Raw genomic sequence first — 23,733 nt, forward strand, 5'->3', positions numbered from 1 at the left:
GGATTAAAGAAAAACTGCGCACAGGATGAAACAGTTCATTCTGTGCGCAGTTTTATAAGTTTACAAGTTCAAACTTGTGAATATGAAGACGTTTTTGTTGATTCAATTCCTCTATCGTTAAATCAATATTGCCGATGAATGGCAGGAAAGAATTCTTTCGCGAAAGATTTGTTTCGATCCCGAGCAGTATTCTTTGGTTAGGTTCAATGATGATTTCTAAAGGGGAATCAAAGCGTTGCCAACCTTCGCTCTTGGTATAGATTTTTAAATCGGCGGGCAACCCTGTCATGGTAATTTTTAAATGTAATGGGGCAGCGCTATTATTTTGAAAGGATTGTCTATCGCTAATTATACGGATTTGCCCACCTTGCAATACCTTTTTAGGAAATCCTAATGTTGCCAGGTTTATTGTTTCTGTTTGTGAATGCTTAGGCATGATTACTTTGAAGTGAAACGTTTCAGCGCGCTGACTTGTTGCATAGTAGCCAGCACAAATTGCAATGAGTATGCTGCAAAGAAAAATAAAGGCTTGCTTTTTGTAGCTCATTTTAAACGCTCTCCAAATGCATTAGAATTCTCATTCGAATGTTTATTGCGCTCCAAACAATAGTTTCCACAGATTGTGCCTGCCAGCACAATCCCACTGATACAGGCACCAGTGCAACTCCCGCAAGTTCCAGTGCAACTGCCTGAAAAAATAGTGAGACTCGCAAAGATTGGTGTGATGGCATACTTACTTATTTTTTGTTGCATAAATTCACTTCCTGATGTTTAAGACTCTTTTTTTCTGTAGTATAGGAAATTGCCTTTACAGGGCAACTTTCTATACATTGTTTACAGGTAATACAATGATGCGCATGGTGATGGAGCATATTTTTTTGTACCTGGAGTGCGCCCATTGGACATTGATCTATGCATTTACCGCATTGAATGCAATGTGAATGGTTAATTTTAAGACGCAATACAAAAGGAAATTTAGAGCCGAGCCAATGAATGAGATTTTGTGCTGCGCCGACAGGACAAATAAAATTACAGAAGCCACGTCCTCCTCTGGTAAATAAGCCAAACAAACCGAGCCAGAGAACAGCAGTGAAAAGAACAGAAGAGGATAAAACGGTTCTTTCCCCCATAAAGACGTAAAAAATACCTGCCTCTATTAAGCGATAATTACAATATGCACAAGCTAAATACCCACCAATAAATGGGGATAATAGAAAACCAATGAATATTCCATACCGGACTGGTACTGGATCAATATAGCGCGTCCAATTGATTTGAAATTTATGAGGGATAAGATGGCTTAAATATTCGCCTAGCGCACCTGCAATACATAGACGACCGCAAAAAAATGGCCCAAGGAGAAATGCGGAAGAGATGAATAAAAACATTGTAATTGTTTCTATTGTAAACTGGTCAAAAATTCGACCGCGCCAAATATGTTCAAGGGGAATACGCAAACAAAAATCATGAATATCTGCATAATTTTTTTTACCCAATAGATAAAATATAAATTTTTGATAAAGTGCAAACGGAGCATAAAAAAGAACGAGTCCAATTAGATAGCCGATAAACCTTTTCATTTTAAACATCACTATGCTTTTATATTTAGAAGGAATAGTTGACGCTCAACGTATAGGTTCTTCCGCTTGTTGCTTCGCTTGCATAGAATTTACGGTCTAATAAATTTTGAATTCCAAACTGTAAGTTGATTTGATCTGTTGCTTTGTAGTTTAGATAAGTATTCATTAGGAAGAAGGCATCTTCTGAACCATATTCCCCTGTATCAGCATCGGGGCTTTGTCTTTCACTGACATATTGCGCGTCAAGTCCCCAATTCGCTTTACCGTAGGTATAATCTACTCCCGCATGTAATAAATGTCTTGGAATATCCCAATTGCGGGTGGTTTGGTCGTTTGATTCGTTTTCGCCGCGTTCGTAAGTGTAATTAAAATAAGAAGACCAATTGTCATTTAGTTTGTGTTTTAATTCAAGTTCAACACCTTTAGCTGTGGCGTTATCAAGATTATAATAAGCCTTGACACCATTTTTTGTAGCTAAGGCAATTTTATCTTTAGTTTTTACATGGAAGAGTGTAACTCCCAAGGAAGTATTATCGTCTAAGTCTCGTTTCATGCCAAGTTCAAATGTATTTGAAGTTTCTGGCTCTAAATCTGGGTTTGCTTGTACGCTTGACATTGAAGTGCCGGCACGGCGATATAGTTTGTAAATGCTTGGTGGGTTGAAGGAATGTCCATAGCTTGTGAAATAAGTGGTTCTATCGTCAGCCGTGTATTCAAAAGCAATTTTTGGACTTACTTCACTAAATGATTTACTAGGGAAATCCTGCCTGCTATTGCCTGAAGCAAGATAAGAGTAGCCCCCTTCTTTTTTATATTGATCAAAACGCACGCCCGTATATACTTTCCACTGCTCAGACAAAGTGTATTGATCTTGGGCGAAAAGAGCAAAGGTATGGGTCGAGCCACTATTGATGCTGGAAAGCGAAGAAATAGAATTCCAATCGTTCCAATTGGTCAAGCTGTAAGAGGTATAAGTCATTTTTTCTTTCATCCAAGCGAAGCCAGCAATCACATTATGCTTATCGAATTCCCATGTTTTTTGGAAATCAAAATTATAATTTTTGCTTGGATAACTTGCCAAACTACCTTTTCCATCCCAATCAGTAGAGGTGGCGGATGAATCGGCAGAGCTATAGCCTTCTTTCTTCAAATCAGTCATACCAATGCCAATTTTAATTTGATTTTCATCATCACGGTAGTTTATTTTATGTATATCTTGTTCGCGTTCGCCAATATAACCAAGGTAGTCAGAAGGCTTAATGGTGACATATTTACCATCTTGTGTAAGGATCGTTCCTTTAAATATCTGATTCCCAGCGCTATCGTAAATATAGCTAAAAGGATTGTTATAAGCGTAATTATAATTATTGTGGGTATAAGAGTATTTTACTGAACGATTATCGTCGATATCGTAGGTGAAGTCGACAAAATAATCTTCACTGATTTTCGATTTTTCGCCGCGACCGCCAATCACATATTGTCCGCTTCCTAACATTGGAAGGTCAGCGGTTGCAGAGGAAGAACCAGTAGTCTTTCCAGAGACCGTTTTATAATAACCGCGATATCCTTGCGTAGAGCGCTTTTGATAACCGATGTTAAAAGAAAGATCGTCATTGACTGCACCATCTATGCTTATGCCGCGATTCCATGTATTGTTACTGCCAAAAGATACGTTCATATCAACGTTCGTTTCTCCGGTGGATTCTTTGGGAATAATATTGATAACACCGGCAACAGCATGACCACCATAGAGTGATGATCCAGCACCTCTAACGATTTCGATGCGTTCGATTTTATTTAGCGGAATGGAATCCCAGGCGATACTACCGTCAAAAGCGGAATTAATTTGTTGACCGTCATATAAAACAAGAATATCTTGACCGCTAAATCCACGTAGTGATAAGCCGTTTTTCGTTTCCGCCGTTGGTGATAAATAAAAACCAACTTCGTTTTGCAGTGCCTCGCGTACGCTAAAAATTTGTTTCTTTTCTAAATCTTTGGCAGTAATTACAGTAACATTTGCCGGAACATTTTTTATGCTTTCGCTTGTTCGTGTTGCTGTAACAATCACAGTATCTAATGCATATTCATCCAATTCCTCTGTTGGTGCAGCTTGTACTGTCGTAGATAATGCAAGTGCTGTTAAAATCATAATCGCTATGTTTTTCTTTCTCATTTGGAAATCTCCTTATGTTGTTAATTTTGCCTCTTACCGTAGAAAATAACGAAATATTAAGAGGGCAAAACAGCGAAAGAATAGATGCTAATGAATAAAAAACTCCTTCTGCGTAAAGCCACAGAAGAAGTTATATTTTTAAACAGCAAAAATACTGCCCTAAAAATTCCCTCCCTATCGCTCGTAGGTCAACGGTAATTGTTAAGCAGGCAGTTCTCCTGGCTCTAGTTCATCGCTTATCCAAGCCTTCCCAAAGCTGCGCTTCAGTGACATCATATGGATTTGCTCCCTATTACAGTGGCGGGACCGCATCGGTATTGCACCGATTTCCCTATTAAGCCCTAAACGGGCACCTTGCTCCTAAATATTCGATTGTTAAATACAATTGCATATTATATCATAAATAATCATAATGTCTAGTGAAAAATAGAATTTTTGCAGTTTATGCAGTAATCTATATCCATAAAAAATGCTTGGAGGGGTATAGATGAAAAATCTTTTTTGCTAAAAGTTGTAGTAGATATTTGTATGTTTACTTTGTTTCCGATAACGGCGTATGCGGGAATAATGATTGAGATTGATGGTATTAAAGCGTATTTGCCAAGCGATGTATTGTAATAACTTTGCGATTTTATCAGCTTGGGGCAGGAAAAGCAAAGGTTGCATAAGAGAGACAAATTTTCACTATGGAAATAAATGTTTAGTAAATAAATTCTAGAGGAAAATAGTTAGGGAAGAACGAAGTGTAATTAAAGTAGCAAAATTTATTTTAATGGAGGATTCGATGTCAGAACGATTGACTTTGCATGATGTACTTAGGGAATATGGAGTTCCTTTGATTCGCTTGGATGTGACTGCGGGCCAAGAGGAAACGTTGGCGCTAAGAGAACGATTAATGGCGATTCGTAATGTGAGTGGAGGAAAAGAACAAGGATACTTGGAAGTGAACTGTTCTTTTTATATTGATGTTCACGATATTGATCGTTATTTGTCAGGTGAATTACCAACATTATCAGAAATTTATGCATTTCCAGAAGATATTAAAGCGCATCAGGAGGAATAAGATGAAATTTTGTAGAGTATTTGCTATTTTGTTGTTATGTTTTTTTAGTGTTTATACAGTGAGTTATGCAGCGATTGGTGGGAGTAAAATAAAAATGTCTGCACCAAAAACTACGCAAAAAGCACCAGTGAATAAAACTCAGCCACAAAAGGATGGCTATAAAGAATCAGCGCCAGCAAACAGTTATAGTGATAAAGCACCTGCGGCAAACTCGAAAGCGCAAAGCAGTGCAGTAAATAGCGCTGCAACGAAATCAGCTTCACCATTTGGTGGAATGATGCGTAATATAGGGATATTCGCCGGTGGTATGATGCTCGGCAGCATATTAGGAAGCATGTTTGGCATGAATGGTTTTATGTCAGATATTATGGGCTTGATGCTCAATGTACTTATTTTTGGTGGCGTAATTTTGTTAGGAAAAACACTTTGGGATAAGTTTAAAAGCAGAAAAAATGAAGACGAGAATGTATATAATCGCCGTCGTTAAAAAATAAGATAAGGGCTGTTGCCTGCGAAAAAATTTTCGTTAGCGCAATAGCCCTTTTGTCGTATATTGATAAAACAAAATTTAAATAAAGAATATGGACTATCATTCATGTTAAGTGTCAGTTTTGATGGAATTTTTACGTAGATAAATAGATAAATACACGCGGGATTTAACTGTAATTGGCTAAATTAATGGAATTATCTGAGAAATAATGTAGTATTTTGATAAAAATAAAAGGGAAAATTCCAAATTTATGATAAAATGGTTAAGAGGTGATAAAATAGTGAAAGAAAATCAAAACGTAGCTATAAATTATTTGTTGTTATCGAAATTATTTTTTATCGGGTTGTTAATTACTCAATTTTTTATTATATCTACAATTATTGAAAAACGAGTATTTGAAAATGAAAAATATCTTGAAATGCTCGTTTATGGAATGATCCTTTTGGGAACTTTCATTAAGTTGTTTTTGGGGAAAATATATATTCTTTTTATAAATAATCGGTTTGATTTATTTGCTATTTTATTTTTAGGTGTTTTTTTCGGCTATTCCTTTAATGAGATAAGTTTTAATTTGTTTAGTAAAATAAATGCGTTATCTGATTTAAAATTGGTAGCTTTGCTATCAATTCCCGTAATGTTATTTGTATTATTTGAGTTAAGAAAAAATCGCTATTATGATAACAAAGATGCAATGAAATCAGCTTTTATCAGTGATCGGGAAGTTCAGAAAATAGCGGATGATAAGTTTGAAATGGCAGATGAAGCGAATAGGTTTGCTGAGCGAGTTTATAATTTTGGAGCATCGGATAGTTTGGTTTTTGGTATTGATGCTCCATGGGGAACGGGAAAAACAACATTTGTTAACTTATGCAAAACGTATTGGTGGAAAAATCATGAGAAGAAGATGATTGTGTATTCGTTTAATCCTTTGCAGTATAAAAATAAAGAAAATTTATTAGAAAGGTTTATGGAGGGATTAATTAGAGAAATTAATAAGAAAACATTTGCTCCGGAGCTTGAATTCTTAATTTCAAGATACGCACGTTTTATAAAAGAGTCTAAATTTTCATTTTCATTTTTTGGTTTAGGTTTAGGACTTCCGCAGTCAAGTGAATCTATTGAAGATGCTTTTTCTCAACTTGAAGGGTTTTTAGCGGATTTTGACAAAAAGATTATTGTTATCATTGATGATTTAGACCGATTGGACTTTGCTACAATAAAAGAGGTTTTATGTATGGCTAAGAAAGCATTTATGTTACCTAATCTTTCTTATATATTGTGTTATGATACAGAAAATATTATTGCATTAGACAAAATGAATTCAGACCCAGATAAAATTATTGAGTTTTTAGAAAAATTCATAAATGTTAAAATGAATCTTTATTTAGATAATAAATTATTAGTGCAAAATTTTACAGAAAGACCAGAAGCATATTTTCCGGAGAAAGAAAGAGAAAGTTCTCAATTTGTAAAAAATGCGATAATCGGGCTAAAAGAAATTTTTGGATCGAATGAATTCCATGCGTATTTACCATTCGTTAGCGATTCCAGAAAGATTAAGATGCTTGTCAATACAATTATACTACTGGGGATAGATAAAACTGATTTTGAAAATTGTGATATCAATAATGAGGATCTTATTCACTTGTTACTTATTTATATTAACTATCCTAGCGCGTTTAGAAAGATCTATAATAGTGAAACTAGCGGAAGAAAAGGATTTTTTTCTGTGATTATTAATTCAAAGCAGGCGGAGAAAGGGATGAAATATGTTCATTCCGAACAATATGAAAAATATTTAGCTAGTGTTAATGATAACCAAAAGTTTCTTTTGAATAAAATTTTTAATAGAGAGGATATCGTAGGAAAATCTGATCAAGATATTTTAAGTGAAAAAAGGGATTCGTATGCGTGTTTTAATAAATCAACTCCTCCACGGGAAGAGGGAAATTTAGAAAGATATTTAAAACTTATTACTAAAATGGTTTACCCAGAGAAAACAAAACAAAATGCATTTTATAATAAGATAAAAACAGACTTTTCCCAAGGAAAATCATTGAATGATATTTTTAATGGCACAGACTTTTTACATAACGAATCTGTCATTTTCAATTTTTGGGAAAATTTAAAACATACTAGTTGGAGTAATTTTAAGCCAATAAAGTGGCGAGAAATTAGTACTTACGTGCTTGAAAATATAGATAAATATTCATTAGTCAGTGGAAATAATATGGTAGATTTACGAAATTATCTACCTAATTATCTTGTGGAGTACTTAACTAAAGAGATTAATTGTAGTAAAAACTGTTGGGAGGATGTTGAAGCATGGATATTGGGGAAAGACATCCATGAGGGGAAAGGCATATTAATGACTCTGGGCAAGAGAGAAATACTGGGGTTACATGATTTGTTGAAGTTTAGATGGTGTTGTTATTTGCAGGGAGAACCTGATTTAATACATACATTAGCAAATTATAAAAAGTTAGCAAGTGGTGAAAAGCAACAAAAAGAGGATATTCAAAAGATAGCAATTCAAGAAATGCGCGAAATTTCACAAGTTGTGTTTCAGATTTTTAAATCTGAATTTCTTGATAAGAGAAAAAACTTTTTTGTTGAAGTTGATAAATTGCACAATAAAGATTTCATATCAACATATTTTGCTCAAGAAAATGATAGTGAGATATTAAACGAAGTGATTTTAAAAGTTAAAGCTAACATGAAAAACTTTATTGTTCGACAATTGGGGAATTCATCTAGTTCTCAAGGGATTGGCAGTGGCTGTGGATATTATGATATGGAGGGCAATGAAGATAAAAAGGGAATAAATCTTGAATTTAATAAATATCTTTTTGAGATTTGTTTTAACCCTGAAAAAAATGAGAATAATTATGCAAATTTTTTAGATTGTTTACTCTGGGATAGTTTCCAAAATAATGAAGGGAAACCTGAGCTTAGTCTTGATGATATTACAGCTTATTTAAGCAAAGAGAAGTTACTTGATTATTGGGAGGAGTATGGTGAGCGGATAAAATCTAAAAATTTTGAAGCAAGAAAGTGTTTCACCCGTAATTATACGTTAGTAGATTTTGACTGCTTATATGATATTTTTGCGAAATTAGATGAATTTTGTGAAGTGGAAAATGACTCCATAAATTAATAAAGGGTTGATAATACGAGGCTAGAAGATCATTGACTCATAAAAAGGGGAGGGAAACGTGATGGATAAAAATAAAGTGTTTGTATTAAAGCAGCAGTTTGATATGACGATTCAGCTTGAAGAAGCAGATGAAGTTGAATTTTGGTATGCCCGTGATTTAATGAAACTATTAGGGTATGCGAGATGGGAAAATTTTGAGACAGCAATTAAACGTGCTGTGGAATCTTGTGAAAATACAGATATAATTGTTGAAAACCATTTTCGTGACGTCACGAAAATGGTTCCTTTGGGTAGTAATGCGAAAAGACCAATAAAAGATTACATGTTGACGCGATATGCATGTTATTTAATTGCACAAAATGGTGATCCCGCAAAACCAGAAATTGCTTTTGCACAAAGTTATTTTTTAACTCAGACACGAAAACAAGAATTAATTGAAGAACGCATACAATATATTGAACGGGCAGAAGCAAGAGGGCGGCTAAAAGAATCGGAAAAACGTCTTTCACAAAATATTTATGAACGTGGTGTTGATGATAAAGGGTTTGGACGTATTCGATCTAAAGGGGATACGGCACTTTTTGGTGGTTATAATACTGCGGATATGAAGGCTAAATTGGGAATGAAAGAAAATTGCCCTTTGGCAGATTTTTTGCCGACATTGACGATTGCCGCGAAAAATTTAGCGACAGAAATGACAAATTATCGAGTTGAAGAAGAAGATATGCAAGGAGAAAGAGCAATTACAGTAGAACATGTGCAAAATAATCGATCAGTACGTCAAATGTTAGGTGAACGCGGCATTCAGCCAGAAAATCTACCTCCTTCTGAAGATTTTAAAAAATTGGAACGTCGTGTTAAAAGACAAGAAAAACAACTTGCTAGTAAGTCAGTGATACTTCCAATAGAAGAAGACTAAAAGTAAGCGGCCGGGTTGCATGAAATAGATATTTTATTTTACTTGCTTCATTAAATTTTTTAGAGGAAGCAGTTTAAACAAAAATAAAGTAATCATAAGCTCTGGCAATAGATAGCTGGCATTAAAAAGAAAAGCGTAAAGGTAGGGCGAAGTTCCTTCTGGTGCATAAGAGGCAAAAAAGACAATACCAGAGATGAAATGACAAATAAAACGCCCCAGCACAGCAATAGTAGTACCAAGAAAAATGCGAGTAGGGAAATATCCTGCTAGACCAATCGCCATATAAGGAAGCGGATAGTCAAATAATACCTGTACAGGATGTAGAATATAAGGATTAAAGAGAAGGTTAATTACGCCATAAAGGAATCCGGTGAGGAATCCAATTCCCGGCCCATAGCAAAATGAGAGAAATAAAAGTGGCACCATCGAGCCAAGCGTGATACTGCCTCCCTGAGGCATATGATAAATTCGGATTTGATGTAAAATAAAGGCGAGAGAAATCATAAGGCCCATATGGGTAATTAATTTTGGCGTTAATTGTATCTTTTTTACGCGAAAAAGAGCAAAAAGTAATATGGCAATGCCTAACAAGGCGAAAATACTCGTTGGATGGGAAGCAAGCTCAAAAAAATTTTTAAACAAAAGAACATCTCCTTACATTTCAAATATAAAGCAATCGTTGAGTTCAGAATCAACTAGTATCTAGCATACTACGGGGGAAATTTTTTTGCAATTTAGCATAAAAATTACCGGTTATGCTGTTGTTTTTAAAGAAAGGATTGAATTGGGATTAAATAGGTGTTATGCTGGAATGGAGTAAGGTGACGTTTATATAATTAATAGGGAGAGATCGTAGATGAAAAAAATAATTTTTGGAATTTTTATTGTTCTTGGGTTATTGCTTAATTTTTCAACTGAACGGGAAGTTTTTGCGGCGCAGCAACCAAATAATATGGATGAGAAGCAATACCTAATGGATTTACATAAGGATTTTTATGCTGAAAATTTAACCGCGCATATTTTAATTAATGCAGAGACTCCAATGGGAAATCTGAATTTTGATATGAATGTTATTGGAAAGAGCTCGGAACCAATTGTATATAAAGTTACGAATAAAATGACATTTCAAATGCTTGGTCAAACAGCAAATGAAGTTCAGGTGATGCAGTATGCTCAACAAAAGGGAAATGATCTGGAAGTGTATACGTTAGACAATAAAAAATGGTACAAACAAAAATTTAAAAATTTTAAAGGAACGTCATCGGAAAAAGAGCTTATGGAGATGCAACTGGCTCTAATTAAATCAGTAACGATTCAATATGAAACGGAAGATTCGTTAGATGCCGAATATATTTTCGATTTTTCCCCAATTGGTGAATTCATTGAAAGTTCATTATCAGAGGATAAGGACGTATTTAAAAATGAAGCAGATAAAAAACAATTTATTAGTGTTTGTAAAACCGTAATGAATCAAATAGGTGAAATGCCATATAAGGAGCACATTGATAAAAAGAACAAATCTATTACTACAACGTTAGATTTTTCTGACACAGTAAGAAGATCGGCAGATGCAATTATGGATCAGTTCCCAGAAATGAAATTAAGAGACAGAGTTGCAGTTAAACAATTTTTAGATGCCTCTACAATCAAAATGAATACTGAAATAAAACCTATGGATGGTAATGAAGAAATAAAAGTACCTGAAGAAGTGATAAAAACTGCAGAAGAGGTAAAATTAGGTAAAGTAAAAAAATAAAAAGAGAATAAAACGATAAGGCTACCTCAAAAGGAAATGTTTCCATCTGAGGTAGTCTTCTTTTTTATTAGATCAAGACGGATTACTTAGAAAGTAAAAGAGTACGGTCGAACAAAAATAAAAAAGGTATATTAACTAGGCGTTAATATAAAATAATATAATGAAAGGTGTTACTTTATATTGGGGCATAAACCAAAGAATGAGGTAGAAAGATGAAAAAGTTTATACAGTTGATATTAGTTAGCTTAGTAATAATTGTCGCTACACAGATAATCGGATGTGCAAAAGAAGAAGTTAATCGAAATGCTGCTAAGCGTGATGTAAGAGCAGTTTGGATTAGCACGGTTTTTAATTTGGATTGGCCGTCAACGAAAGGGGATATAAATGCGCAAAAGAAAGAATTTATAAAGATTTTGGATGATGTTAGCTCACTTGGCTTTAATACGGTAATTGTACAAGTAAGACCAAAAGGAGATGCGTTATATCAATCGAAGATGAATCCATGGTCAGAGGTTCTTACCGGTATACAGGGACAAGATCCAGGTTATGATCCGTTAGAATTTATGATAAAAGAAGCGCATAAAAGAAACCTTGAAATTCATGCGTGGCTAAATCCTTATCGAGTGACGAGTTTGCCTGCGGAAAATGATCAATTAGCACCTAATAACTTTGCTGTGCAGCATCCGCAATGGGTAATCGAATACGATAATAAACTCTACTATAATCCTGGAATTCCTGAAGTAAGACATTATATTGTAGATACTGTAAAAGAAATTGTAGAAAACTATGATATAGATGGTATACATTTTGATGATTATTTTTATCCAAAAAAAAATATTGATGATAAGATTGCCTATGAGCAGTATGGCGAAGGAAAATCATTGGAAGCTTTTCGTATAGACAGTGTCAATCAATTAGTTGCAGAAGTAAATCAAGCGATAAAACAAATAAAGCCTGAGGTTAAATTTGGCATTAGCCCGGCAGGAATATGGAAAAATAAAAGCAATGATGAAACTGGATCGGATACGGAAGGATATGAAAGCTATTATGAAATTTTTTGTGACACGCGAACATGGATACAGAATGAATGGATTGATTATGTAGTACCTCAGGTATATTGGACAACCGATAATAAAAACTCCAATTATGTTACTGTTGTAGAATGGTGGAACAATGAAGTAAAGGGAAAGAAAACACAGTTATACATTGGTGAAGGTATTTATAAGGATGAAATTGTCGCAGAACTTGCAGAGCAAATAAAGGTAAATGAAAAATATGATAACGTAAAGGGGAGTGTATATTTTACTTATAGTGATATAAGTAATAATAGAAATGGAGTTAGAGAAACATTAAAAGAACTCTATCGCCTTCCGGCAATTCCTTATTCTATGCCGTGGCTTAATGATAAAAAACCAAAGCCAGTGGAAGTAGCAATAAACGATAATGGGACAAGTAAAGCAATTACTATCTTTAATAATTATCAAGATGCAAAATATTATTTAATTTATCGATTTAATCAAGAGGAAAAGATGGACTTAACGAATCCTGCGAAAATAATTGCTAAAGTAAGAAATAATGAAGGGGAATATGAAGAATATGTAGATAATAAAGACGGGGATTTTTATTATGCAATAACAGCTTTAAATAGAAATCATATTGAAAGCAACCCCACGGTCAAGTTGAAAAATTAATAGAAAAGTTATAGGAGAAGAGGACATTGCATTAATTAAGTCGTGTGATGTCCTCTTTTCGCTTAAAATTTATTTTTAATTTAGATTTTTGGAGCTTTTAGTTTGTTTTTTACATAATGTCTAACGCAAAGGCGAACTTTTGTGGTAATCTATAATTATATGGATATAGGGAGAGATGAATGGATGTCTATTGGTTATACATATGTAAGTGAGGAAGAATGTCCGATTTGTTGTTATTCTATGCCTGTAACAAAGTTACGTTCTAGAATGATAAAAATAAAACAAGATAGCGATTTTTGTGCGTATTATAAGGATTTTAATCCTTATTATTATACGATTTGGATTTGCCCGCATTGTGGTTATGCCTCAGATACTAATCATTTTAAAGATATAAAAGAGCGGGAAAAAGACAGAGTTGCCGAATTTTTAATGGCGCGCCAGATTCGCATTCCGCATACTGAATTCAGAACGCGGGAACAGGCGATCACCGCTTTTAAATTGGCGATTTATATAGCGGACTTAGCAAAAGCTCCAGCGAGCCGAATGGCTGGGTTATATTTAAAATTGGCATGGCTCTATCGAGAGGCTGAAGATAAAGAAAATGAAAATCAATTGTTAGAATTAGCATTAAAATCCTATGATCGTGCCTTAATAACAGAGCGTTTTCCTATTGGAAGTTTGACAGATAATGCGGTAATTTACCTTATTGGCGATTTGCATAGAAGACTTGGTGAAATCGAGAAGGCTACGCAGTATCTAAGCAGGATTATTGGAGACAAAACAGCCCGCAGTGAATATAAGATTTATAAACTGGCGCGCGATGTTTGGCAGGATATGAGAGACGAAAAGGGATAGAGTATTAACCAAAATAAGTAAATGGAATAAAAAGTATGATTGCGGTATAATATAGTGTACGTTTAATCATTACACTATAAATATAGAGGTGAAGAACATGGATATGCCAGTTGATTTACCTTCATCATGGATAAGTCAAATTGATTTAAGTGCTATATCAGGTAAAGTAGCTGATTTTACACCCGTAATTAAGGTAATAAAAGATACTTGGAATAAACAAACATTAGAAGGACTAAGGGAAGGAAAAGTAGTTGTATCAGATGAATTGCTCAATGAATCTCTAGCTCGAAGTATTGAGAATAATGAAAATATATCTGATTTACAAGTGACTTCCATTGGCGATAAAAAAATAAAAATTAAGGCGAATACTGTTCATCTCGGCAGAGTGGAAATGACTTGCCGCATTGATCGATTTGAACATAATAAAGATAATTCAACTGTCCAATTTACAGTGGTGAAAAAGAAATTACCCGATAAAGGATTTTTATCATTTTTTGTCTCGCAGTTTAGTTTATCTATGATGGAGAATTTTGTTGGGAAAATGGATTTGGGCGAAGAAATCCCGATGCAGATAAAAGGCAATACAGTAACGCTTGATTTAAAGAATGTATTGGCTGGGTCTGATTTTGGGAAAACCGAATTATATGGGTACAAGCTGATTGATACGATAGAAATCCAAGAAGCCGTGCCCCAAGAGGGTTATATAGAATTTAAGACTTCTCTAAATATGCCTGAATCTGTGGAAAATTCAATAAAGAATATTTTAAAATAATGCAATAAGGAGGGATTTTTTTGAGGAAAAGCTTTACAAAAATCTTAATGGTGGCTGCCTGTTGTCTAGGCATCATGATGCCAGATGCACTTGCAAACGGGAAAATTCTTTTTGTACCACACGATAATCGTCCGATTTCATTTGAGCAAACATCAGATACTGTAAAAATGACGGAGATAGAAATCGTAAATGCACCAAATGAATTTGTCGGTAATCGCGAAATGCTGGGTAAGCCGGATGAATTATGGCAATGGGTTTTTGAAAATGCTAAAGGTGCCGATGCAGTTGTGTTATCTTCGGATGCATTACTCTATGGGAGTTTAGTCGGTTCGAGAAAACATAATATCGACGAAACTGTGATTTTAAATCGAGTAGATAATTTCACAAAATTGAAACAAGAAAATCCGAATCTTGAGATTTATGCTTTTGGATCCATTATGCGTACGCCGCGTGCATCTGGCAGTGAAGAGCCAGAATATTATGCAAAGTATGGACCAAGCATTTTTCAATACACGGCATTGCTAGATAAAAAAGAATGTGTAGGGCTATCTCGTAAAGAAACGAAAGAACTGGCTAAATTAGAAAAATCTATTCCACAAGATGCTATAGAGGATTGGATGGCAAGACGTTCTAAAAACTTTGCCGCTAACTCAAAAATGATACATTTAACAAAAGATGGTGTTTTTCGCTATTTAGCACTAGGAAGAGATGATAATGCACCATTTTCACAAACCCATAAAGAAAGTCGTCAATTAGATGCATTAGCACAAGGCTTGTCTATTAGTCAATTTCAAACTTTATCAGGTATTGATGAAATGGCAATGGTTATGTTGACGAGAGCGATTAATGATGAAACCTGGAATGTTCCATTGGTAGCTGTTCGTTACGCAGACGGTGTAGGAGGAGCGACTATACCAACTTATTCTGATGAAGCAATTGAGACTTCTATTCATTCACATTTATTCGCTGCAGGAGCGATTCCGGTCTTAACGCCTGATCGTGCTGATTTAGTCTTAATGGTGAACACCAATGTGGATGGCAAAACAGGAGAAGCGAATTTTCCAACGAATACTGTACAGCCAAAATCAAATACAGAAAGCTTTGTTCAAGAGGTGAAAGAGTATTTGAGTGCAGGCTATCCAGTAGCGATTGCAGATATTGCTTATGCAAACGGTGCAGACAATTCTTTGATGGCAGCGCTTGAAGAAGAAGAATTACTCGATAAAATTGTTGCATATTCAGGTTGGAATACAGCAAATAACAGTGCAGGCTTTGTGATTGGGCAAGGAATTCTCAGTGATAAAATGACACTTGAGGGACGCCATCGCTTATTGGCTGTTCGTCTGCTTGATGATTGGGCATATCAAGCGAATATAAGACAAGTCCTTGCAGGCGAAATTGCGACTATGCAGGGTGGTAACTATAGCAAATTAGACGAAATTCAAGGCTTTGTAACAAAGCGCGCAAATGAAGAAATGAACGCATTTGCGAAAGAGCATTTAAAAGATTTCTCAATAAAAAAAGTAAATGTCGATTTCCCTTGGAATCGCATGTTCGAAGCTGGGGTAGAAGTAGAATAAAATATCTGAAAAAATGGTGTTGCTGAAAAAGCAACACCATTTTTGTATGTTTAGAATAAGCGGTAATTGATTTCTTTTACCTATATATCGTTTATTTAAACATGAATAAATAAAAACAAGATAAAAAGTTAGTACATTAGTCCTTTTTAGACAAAATTTTCAATATAGAAACTATATAATGACTAAGGGAATATAAGCTAATTTATCATATAGAAGGGATTTTGGTAATGAAAAATAAAATCTGTAGAATTTTGGCGATTGGTGTGCCAAGTTTGCTATTGGCGAATGTGGTGTTGGCGGCACCATCATCAGAAGATGTAGCAAAACAAGCAGCGGTGCTAAAACAGCAAGAAAGCCGTATGTCAGAAAAACAAGCGCAAGCTGATGCTCAAAGGCGTACCTCGAAGGATTTTATCAGCCTACAAGAGGGGCAAGAAAATCTAGCGAAAATTCAATTGCCAGAAGAAACGCCGAGTTTTTTTATTGAGCATATGGAACTAAAAGGAGAATATGCTGAAAAATTCTATTGGGCACAAGAATATCTCAATCAATATGCAAATCAACGCATTGGCGTACAAGGAATCAATTTACTTATTGCGAAACTAAACGAAGCGTTTGTAGATAAAGGATATGTTACGACAAGGGTATTTGTCTCAGAACAGGATTTATCTACAGGAAAGCTTATCTTATCTTTGCAAGCAGGAACCATTGGGAAAATTTATTTCAAACCAGAAACTTGGGGAACTTGGGTCAATGCTTTCCCCGTTCATCATGGAGATGTACTCAACATTCGAGATATCGAACAAGGTTTAGAACAAATGAAGCGATTAGCCTCGCAAGATGTTGATATCAGTATTGAACCGGGCGAAAAGGATGGTGAAAGCAATATCGCCTTAAAAGTTTCGCGGAGTAAAAACTGGCACGGCGTTTTATCCTTTGACGACTCAGGCGCAAAGGACACAGGAAAGCTACAAGCGACTACCTCTTTATCGTTAGATAATTTATTTTCAATCAATGACTTATTTTATCTGTCCTTTGGCAAAGATGCCAATTCAGAAGATACGAGAAAAGGAACAAAATCACATAGCTTATATTACTCGCTTCCGTTAGGAAAAGAGACGCTTACACTGAGTCAATCGGATTATGAATATCATCAAACAGTAGAAACCGCTTTACTTCCCTTTTTATCCTCGGGGAAGATGACCAATACACAGATTCGGGTAAATCATAATTATTATCGTGATCAGACACGAAAAAGCGATATTGAAATTGGCGTTGTACAGAAAAAACGGCGAAGCTATATCGACGGAACAGAAATTGGTGTGCAACGTCAAAAGACGACAGCGCTAGAGCTTGGGGTTTTGCAAAGGCAATACTTTGGTGAAAGCGTAATGGATTTGGCAATGTACTATCGAAAAGGCGTGCCGTGGTTTAGTGCACAGCCAGGTATTACTGATGGGATGTACGAACAGCCAACAACACGATACAGCATGTATACGATGGATTTTAATTTTGCTACACCATTAAAATTTGGCAATGCAAAAGGCAAATATAATCTTAACATTCGTGGACAAAGCACGAAAGATTATTTATACAGTTCAGAATTTTTTAGCATTGGTGGACGTTATAGCGTTCGCGGTTTTGATGGCGAACAATCTTTATCAGCAGAAAATGGGATGGTGATTCGCAATGAATTCGTATTTCCTATTGCAGCCAAACATAATTTTTATGCTGCCATAGATTATGGGAAAGTGCAGGGGCCATCTGCTGAGTATCTTACTGGCAGTGAACTGGCTGGTGGAGCAATTGGCTTTAGAGGGGAGGCTGAGAATATAAAATATGATGTGTTTGTCGGTTGGCCAATAAAAAAACCAGATGGATTTACGACCGCACCCAAAACCTACGGCTTTCAAATAGTACATCAGTTTTAGGAGTGAGAAAAAGTAGTGAAAAAATACCAGGAGAGTCTAAAAAAGTTTATCGTCTACACGGTGATCTTATCACTGAACCTTTCAAACCTATGTTATGCAGCGGACATTGCAGTAGACCCCGAGTCAACGCATCAGACAAACGTAACAGAAGTTAATTCGACGCCAGTAATTAATATCGCAAAACCAAATGAAAATGGATTATCACATAATCAATATTTAGATTTTAACATCGGTGCAAATGGACTTATTTTAAATAATAATGCAGCAAATACAGCATATAATTCACAACTTGCTGGGTTAATTAATCAAAATCCAAATTTAAATGGAAGTTCAGCATCCATTATATTAAATGAAATTACGGGAAATCACATATCGAATTTACAAGGCATGCTAGAGATTGCCGGAACTAAAGCCAATGTCATTATTGCAAATCCAAATGGCATTATGGGGAATGGTTTCGGCTTTATTAATGCCGATAGGGCAACACTCGTTACAGGGACGCCTAATATAGTAAATGGAAATCTAGAAAGCTTTACTGTAGCAGGTGGCAATGTAACAATCGCAGGACAAGGGACTGGAAATCATTTGGATGCCGATGGCAGACAAATGTATGAACCAGTTTCAAAATTAGATATACTTACGCGTGCAGCGAATATCAATGCTGAAATTTGGGCAAAGGATGAAATCAATGTAGTTACAGGAACCAACCAGATTGACTATGATGATTTAACTGCAAAACCGTTAACTTCAGAAGGTGATAAGCCGGCAATTGCATTAGATATTGCCGCTGTAGGTGGGATGTATGCGAACAAAATTAAGCTCATCGGGACAGAGGCGGGGCTTGGCTATCATATTGGCGGCGATGTTCATAGCGGACAGAGCCTTTATATAAATAATGAAGGAAAAATTGCCTTTGTTAAAAATCAAAATGAAATAACGAATGCTGAAGGGGAACAAGAAAAATCTATCACTACGATAGATTCCGAAGGAACTATCGAAATTCACAGCAAAGATGAAATCACTAACAATACAATGATTCTAGCACGTGACCAGTTTACGATGAATGCTGACAAGGATATTTCAAATAGTGGAATAATTCAAGCTGGCGCGCCATATCAAGAAGACGAGGAAGATGATGAATCTCCTCAGCTTGTCAATCAAGCAGATTTAATGATAACAAGTGGCGAAAATATTACGACGATAGGAACCATGGAGGCTAGTAGGAATGTAAAACTAAAAGGGAAAACAGTCACCTATAATGAGTTTAATGTTCAAGGCGTTAATGTAGAGGTTATTGAAACTGAACCCAAAACTCCTGAGCCAGGGCATGAATTAGAGCCAAAGCCTAAACCAGATCCAGGGGAAAATATCGTTGAAATTACGCAGCCAGACCTGCCGGATTTATCTGCAATAAGTACGCCGATAAAACCAGCGGGAACGGTAGAAGTTCCCAAAGTGGACAATCTGCCACTAACTGCCGATGCAAGTGCCAGTGTACTTTATCGCCCTATTCTTGATACTGCACCAAATGGCATTCCTTTGGTACAGATTGCTGAGGCAAATCAAAACGGTGTATCACGCAATCTTTATACCGATTTTAATATTAATCAGCAGGGGCTTATCTTAAACAATGCAACTAAATATGAATTGACACAACTCGGTGGCTATATAGATAGAAATGACCGACTTGCCGGTAATGGCGCAAGAATTATTCTCAATGAAATTACAACAACAAAGCCGACTTCCCTAAATGGTTTCCTTGAAGTAGCTGGAAATCGTGCAAGTGTAGTCATTGCCAATCCCAATGGGATTACAGTAAATGGCTTTGGCTGTATCAATACTGCAAATGCAACCCTAGCCTCGGCAAATGTGATGAATTGGCAAAATGGCAACATTACCTTTGCCGTGAATCGTAATTACTTTACGGCTGAAGGACAGGGCATTAATGCTGGAGCAAATACGAATCTATCCATCATTGGTGACAATCTAAATGTAAACCAATCTGAAATTTGGGCAAATAAAATACAGCTTTCAGCAGATGGGCGAATCACCAATACAGGAAAAATTTCTGCAAATGATGATGTAGAAATCAAGGCAGAGAATTTGCTCAACCATGAAAATGGCTTTATTACAGCACAAAAAGATATGCAGGTTGAGGTAAAGGAAGATGTAAATCAAAACCAAGCAAGTTTAAATGCCACGGGTAATTTGACGATACATGCTACGAATTTGGCGAACCAAGCCAATAGTATGATGAGTAGTGGCAAGGATATGTCGCTTTCTTTAAACAACGCGATTGAAAATAATCAATCTACAATCAAAAGCGATCAAGATATTGATGTACATACAAAATTCATGGTGAATAAAGCCGGTGCGCTGCAATCTGCAAATAAAGATTTGAGCATTAAGGCTGACAAAATAAATAACAGTCAATCTGCGATTCTAGCCAATCAAGCAATAACGATGACTGCTAGCGAACTCAAAAACCAAACCAATGGCTATATCGCAAGTGATGGAAACCTAGAAATTAATGCAAAAATTGTGACCAATCAGACTGCCACGATAAAAACGAAAGCAGATTTATCGTTTGCGGGAGATATGGTAGATAATAAAGCGCATGCATTGATTTACGCAGACGGTTCTTCCGACTATGCGCTTCAAAATAGCTTGACGAATACCGAATCTGCAATAAGCAGTAAAGAAAATCTTAACTTCAAAGCAGCCAATATTACCAATCAAAGTCAAGCAATGCTGGAAAGTGGTAAAAATTTAACTCTTTCGGCAGAGCAGACGGTAATCAACGATGCAGCTGCGATGACAAGTGCGGCAAAGACAGAGATTTCGGCACAAAATATTTATCATAGGAATCAAAGCGGAATCTACGCGGATGGTCTAAAACTGACAGCGAAGGAAGATATTCGAAATACAGATTCCTTGCTGGTTAGCAACCAAGAGGCAGAGTTAACGGCAAAAAATATCAGCAATACAGAGGATGCGGTGCTTTTTGCCAATGGAAATATTCATCTAACAGCTGAGGAAAATATCTTAAATCAATCCTCTGATATAGAAAGCAAAAAAAATATTACGATTCAAGCGCAGCAATTAACCAATGAAAAAAAGGTCTTTGAAACGGATTGGGATGTCACCAATCAAATCATTTCCTATGGAATTCCACATTGGGGAGGAGACTACTACAACGCGATTCGAACCTTTAACCGCAACATTCATACAGGCGTAATTAAAGCGGAAACCGCAGAAGGCAATATTTTAGCAGATGGCGACATTGATATTCATTCAAATGTGGTAAACCATTATAGCAAAGTTGTTGCCGGACAAGACCTCAATATAAGCGGAAATCACGTAGAAAACTATGGGTATCAAGGAACGATCGTCATTGCTGACCGCGGAAATGATGTGCAATACTGGAGATATAAGCATCATGGGAAACATCATATTCACTGTCACATGGTATATGGAAGTACAACGATTCCATATAGCTATGATGAAATACAAGAAGAACCAGTTGCCAGACTTGGCATACTTGGGGGAAATAACAAAGTAACGATTCAGGCAAATACAATTGACAATAAAACGTATAATGCTGGCAAAGAAGAAATTACTTATAAAACCACCGAAAAAAATCCGCTCAATATTTCCTCCGTTACCCTAACCGATGGAACAACAAAATTAAAGTTAAATACCGATATCATCAAACTCACACAAGGGCAAAATGCAGTCAATCAAATGCAAGACCTTGTACTCAATACAAAAATCTTTACTATCAATGAAAATCCAAGTGCAAAATACCTCATTGAAACCAATGAGAAATTTGCCAACTATCAAAACTTCCTCTCCAGTGACTACCTACTGAACCGAGTAAAAAGTGACCCGGCAAAAGTTGCAAAACGATTAGGCGATGGTTACTATGAACAAACACTCGTGACCGAACAAATTACGAACTTGACAGGTAGAAAATATCTTAGCGGTTATACTAGTGACCTAGAACAATACAAAGCCCTCATGGAAAACGGTGCAGTTGCAGCGGAAAAACTCAATCTAACGATTGGGATAGCACTAACGCCGGAGCAAGTTGCAGCTCTTACCAGTGATATGGTATGGCTAGTTGAAACAGAGGTAAATGGACAAACCGTATTAGTACCGCAAATCTATCTAGCAAGTATAAAAGCGCAAGATTTAACAAAAGACGGCGCATTAATCACCGGCGGAGAAATTGAACTCTATGCAAAAGATACTTTAACGAATATCGGAACAATTCAAGCTGATAAAACCACGCGAATCAAAGCCGGTAACCTTACGAATCAGACAGGACAAATCAAAGGACAAGATATCAACCTAGAAATTGACGATGCCTTTGCCAACCTAAGCGGAAACGTAGCAGCAAAAGACAATATCAAAATAACGGCAAAAGATATTGTCAACCAAACGCAAACAAAAGAAACGAACTACCGTGAGCTAAACCAAACAGAGCTTGGCAAAACAGCAACCATTACCGCACAAACAGGCAATGTAGAATTAATTGCCACAAACGATATCAAAAACCAAAGCGGTAACCTAAGTGCAGGCAAAGACCTAACCTTAAGTGCAGGAAATAACGTAGAAATGACAGCCGCAGCCAAAGAAAAACACGTTGCAGTCGTCTACGACAAATCCAGTGCCCAAATCGACGAAGTAAATCACCTGCAAAGTCAATTAAATGCTGAAAACATCAATATCCAGGCAGGCAAAGATATTAAACTAAACGCTGTAACTGCAAACGCTCAGCAAAATATTACGACGACTGCTGGAAACAATATCGAAATTACAGCGGCAAAAGATCTCAGTGTATTTGATGTAGATGATGGAGAAAAAGGAATTCACTATACACGAGACAGAATCGTAGATGAAACAGTGAAAGGCAGTAACTTTGACGCAGGACAAAATATTCAAATTACAGCAGGGCAAGACGTAACCGTCAAAGGAAGCCAAATCACCAGTGAACAAGGAAAAATAAAAATCCAAGCGCAAAATGATGTCACGATAGAAAATGAAACCGAATACCATGAAAAACTACACGAAGAACATAGAACAAAAGTTGGCGTACTTGCAACTACCACAACAAAAATCTACGACTACCAAAACATCAACCAAGTCAAAGAAAGCTATGTAAACGGTAACGAAGTAGAAATTCAAACAGGTAAAGATACGAATATCACAGCATCTATCGTAGCAGCAGACAAAGAGATCAACGTAAAAGCCGGCGAAAATATCAACATCAATTCGGCTGACGAAACAAGCCAAAGCGAATACAGCAAAGAAGTAAAAAAATCAGGAATCTTTGGCAGTGGTGGACTTGGCTTTACGATTGGCAGTCAAAAACAAAAAGACGCCTATGACAATCAAGCAGTAGAACAAGTTGGCTCAACCATTGGTAGCATCCAAGGTAACGTAACTCTAGAAAGCGGAAAAGACGTCGATATCAAGGCCAGCGAAGTAATCGCCGGTAAAGACATCAACATCACCGCAGAAAACGTAACCATCGAAAATGCTGACAATACATATAGTGCACAAGAAAAACACGAATTCAAACAAAGCGGACTTAGCGTATCGCTAGGCGGTCAAACCATAGAAACGGCACAATCTATTGCAGCCTCACTAAAGCGAGCAGACCAAGTAGAAGATGAACGCCTAAAACAGCTTTATCAATACAAAGCCTATGAAACACTAAAAGAAAATAAAGGTGCTTTAGAAGGCATAAAAAATATT

General features: G+C 36.2%; 15 protein-coding genes and 1 riboswitch. Of the genes, 11 read left to right on the forward strand and 4 right to left on the reverse strand.

All coding sequences use genetic code 11. The annotated features are described in order from the left end of the window. Nucleotides 1-52: 52 nt before the first annotated feature. From ACWZFG_RS00240 to ACWZFG_RS00250, 3 genes are all read right to left on the reverse strand, one after another. Nucleotides 53-547: a hypothetical protein gene (locus ACWZFG_RS00240; protein WP_177503501.1), complete on the reverse strand. Its 495-nt coding sequence runs from the start codon at nt 545-547 to the stop codon at nt 53-55. Nucleotides 548-737: 190 nt separating this feature from the next. Then, on the reverse strand, nt 738-1,580 hold the full coding sequence (locus ACWZFG_RS00245; protein ID WP_455576878.1) for a 4Fe-4S binding protein: 843 nt from the start codon (nt 1,578-1,580) through the stop codon (nt 738-740). Between the two features lie 25 nt (nt 1,581-1,605). Continuing rightward, complete coding sequence (locus tag ACWZFG_RS00250; protein WP_455576879.1) at nt 1,606-3,756, reverse strand: TonB-dependent receptor; 2,151 nt, start codon at nt 3,754-3,756, stop codon at nt 1,606-1,608. Nucleotides 3,757-3,947: 191 nt separating this feature from the next. Beyond that, a riboswitch (cobalamin riboswitch) is annotated at nt 3,948-4,129 on the reverse strand. A gap of 411 nt (nt 4,130-4,540) precedes the next feature. On the opposite strand from ACWZFG_RS00250, the gene ACWZFG_RS00255 reads away from it, so the two are divergent. From ACWZFG_RS00255 to dinD, 4 genes are all read left to right on the forward strand, one after another. Continuing rightward, a complete protein-coding gene (locus ACWZFG_RS00255) occupies nt 4,541-4,819 on the forward strand; it encodes a hypothetical protein (protein ID WP_147667328.1) in 279 nt (92 codons plus the stop codon). A 1-nt stretch (nt 4,820) separates the two neighbouring features. Beyond that, a complete protein-coding gene (locus ACWZFG_RS00260; RefSeq protein WP_455576880.1) occupies nt 4,821-5,306 on the forward strand; it encodes a hypothetical protein in 486 nt (161 codons plus the stop codon). 283 nt (nt 5,307-5,589) lie between these two features. Beyond that, nucleotides 5,590-8,466: a KAP family P-loop NTPase fold protein gene (locus ACWZFG_RS00265; protein ID WP_455576881.1), complete on the forward strand. Its 2,877-nt coding sequence runs from the start codon at nt 5,590-5,592 to the stop codon at nt 8,464-8,466. A 61-nt stretch (nt 8,467-8,527) separates the two neighbouring features. Further along, complete coding sequence (gene dinD, locus ACWZFG_RS00270; RefSeq protein ID WP_455576882.1) at nt 8,528-9,385, forward strand: DNA damage-inducible protein D; 858 nt, start codon at nt 8,528-8,530, stop codon at nt 9,383-9,385. 33 nt (nt 9,386-9,418) lie between these two features. On the opposite strand, the gene thiT is transcribed toward dinD, so the two are convergent. Continuing rightward, nucleotides 9,419-10,027: an energy-coupled thiamine transporter ThiT gene (thiT, locus tag ACWZFG_RS00275; protein WP_455576883.1), complete on the reverse strand. Its 609-nt coding sequence runs from the start codon at nt 10,025-10,027 to the stop codon at nt 9,419-9,421. Between the two features lie 214 nt (nt 10,028-10,241). Between thiT and ACWZFG_RS00280 the strand changes: the two genes are divergently transcribed. From ACWZFG_RS00280 to ACWZFG_RS00310, 7 genes are all read left to right on the forward strand, one after another. Further along, a complete protein-coding gene (locus ACWZFG_RS00280) occupies nt 10,242-11,141 on the forward strand; it encodes a hypothetical protein (RefSeq protein WP_418626825.1) in 900 nt (299 codons plus the stop codon). Nucleotides 11,142-11,353: 212 nt separating this feature from the next. Next, nucleotides 11,354-12,832, forward strand: coding sequence for a glycoside hydrolase family 10 protein (locus tag ACWZFG_RS00285; RefSeq protein ID WP_455576884.1), 1,479 nt, complete (start codon nt 11,354-11,356; stop codon nt 12,830-12,832). A gap of 159 nt (nt 12,833-12,991) precedes the next feature. Then, on the forward strand, nt 12,992-13,687 hold the full coding sequence (locus tag ACWZFG_RS00290) for a DUF2225 domain-containing protein (protein WP_455576885.1): 696 nt from the start codon (nt 12,992-12,994) through the stop codon (nt 13,685-13,687). 97 nt (nt 13,688-13,784) lie between these two features. After that, complete coding sequence (locus ACWZFG_RS00295) at nt 13,785-14,459, forward strand: hypothetical protein (protein WP_418626828.1); 675 nt, start codon at nt 13,785-13,787, stop codon at nt 14,457-14,459. Between the two features lie 20 nt (nt 14,460-14,479). After that, nucleotides 14,480-16,039: a DUF4127 family protein gene (locus ACWZFG_RS00300; RefSeq protein ID WP_418626829.1), complete on the forward strand. Its 1,560-nt coding sequence runs from the start codon at nt 14,480-14,482 to the stop codon at nt 16,037-16,039. 227 nt (nt 16,040-16,266) lie between these two features. Beyond that, nucleotides 16,267-17,970 (forward strand): ShlB/FhaC/HecB family hemolysin secretion/activation protein, encoded by a 1,704-nt coding sequence (locus ACWZFG_RS00305; RefSeq protein WP_455576886.1) that lies wholly within the window; start codon nt 16,267-16,269, stop codon nt 17,968-17,970. 15 nt (nt 17,971-17,985) lie between these two features. Continuing rightward, a partial coding sequence (locus ACWZFG_RS00310; protein WP_455576887.1) for a two-partner secretion domain-containing protein occupies nt 17,986-23,733 on the forward strand: 5,748 nt, incomplete at its 3' end.

It is taken from the genome of Anaerosinus sp. (genome assembly GCF_965318445.1).

Coding starts and splice junctions, on each gene's coding strand:
- ACWZFG_RS00250 (WP_455576879.1), bottom strand. CDS start 3,756: ATGAGAAAGAAAAACATAGCGATTATGATTTTAACAGCACTTGCATTA.
- dinD (WP_455576882.1), top strand. CDS start 8,528: ATGGATAAAAATAAAGTGTTTGTATTAAAGCAGCAGTTTGATATGACG.
- ACWZFG_RS00280 (WP_418626825.1), top strand. CDS start 10,242: ATGAAAAAAATAATTTTTGGAATTTTTATTGTTCTTGGGTTATTGCTT.
- ACWZFG_RS00255 (WP_147667328.1), top strand. CDS start 4,541: ATGTCAGAACGATTGACTTTGCATGATGTACTTAGGGAATATGGAGTT.
- ACWZFG_RS00240 (WP_177503501.1), bottom strand. CDS start 547: ATGAGCTACAAAAAGCAAGCCTTTATTTTTCTTTGCAGCATACTCATT.
- ACWZFG_RS00260 (WP_455576880.1), top strand. CDS start 4,821: ATGAAATTTTGTAGAGTATTTGCTATTTTGTTGTTATGTTTTTTTAGT.
- ACWZFG_RS00295 (WP_418626828.1), top strand. CDS start 13,785: ATGGATATGCCAGTTGATTTACCTTCATCATGGATAAGTCAAATTGAT.
- ACWZFG_RS00285 (WP_455576884.1), top strand. CDS start 11,354: ATGAAAAAGTTTATACAGTTGATATTAGTTAGCTTAGTAATAATTGTC.
- ACWZFG_RS00245 (WP_455576878.1), bottom strand. CDS start 1,580: ATGAAAAGGTTTATCGGCTATCTAATTGGACTCGTTCTTTTTTATGCT.
- ACWZFG_RS00290 (WP_455576885.1), top strand. CDS start 12,992: ATGGATATAGGGAGAGATGAATGGATGTCTATTGGTTATACATATGTA.
- ACWZFG_RS00305 (WP_455576886.1), top strand. CDS start 16,267: ATGAAAAATAAAATCTGTAGAATTTTGGCGATTGGTGTGCCAAGTTTG.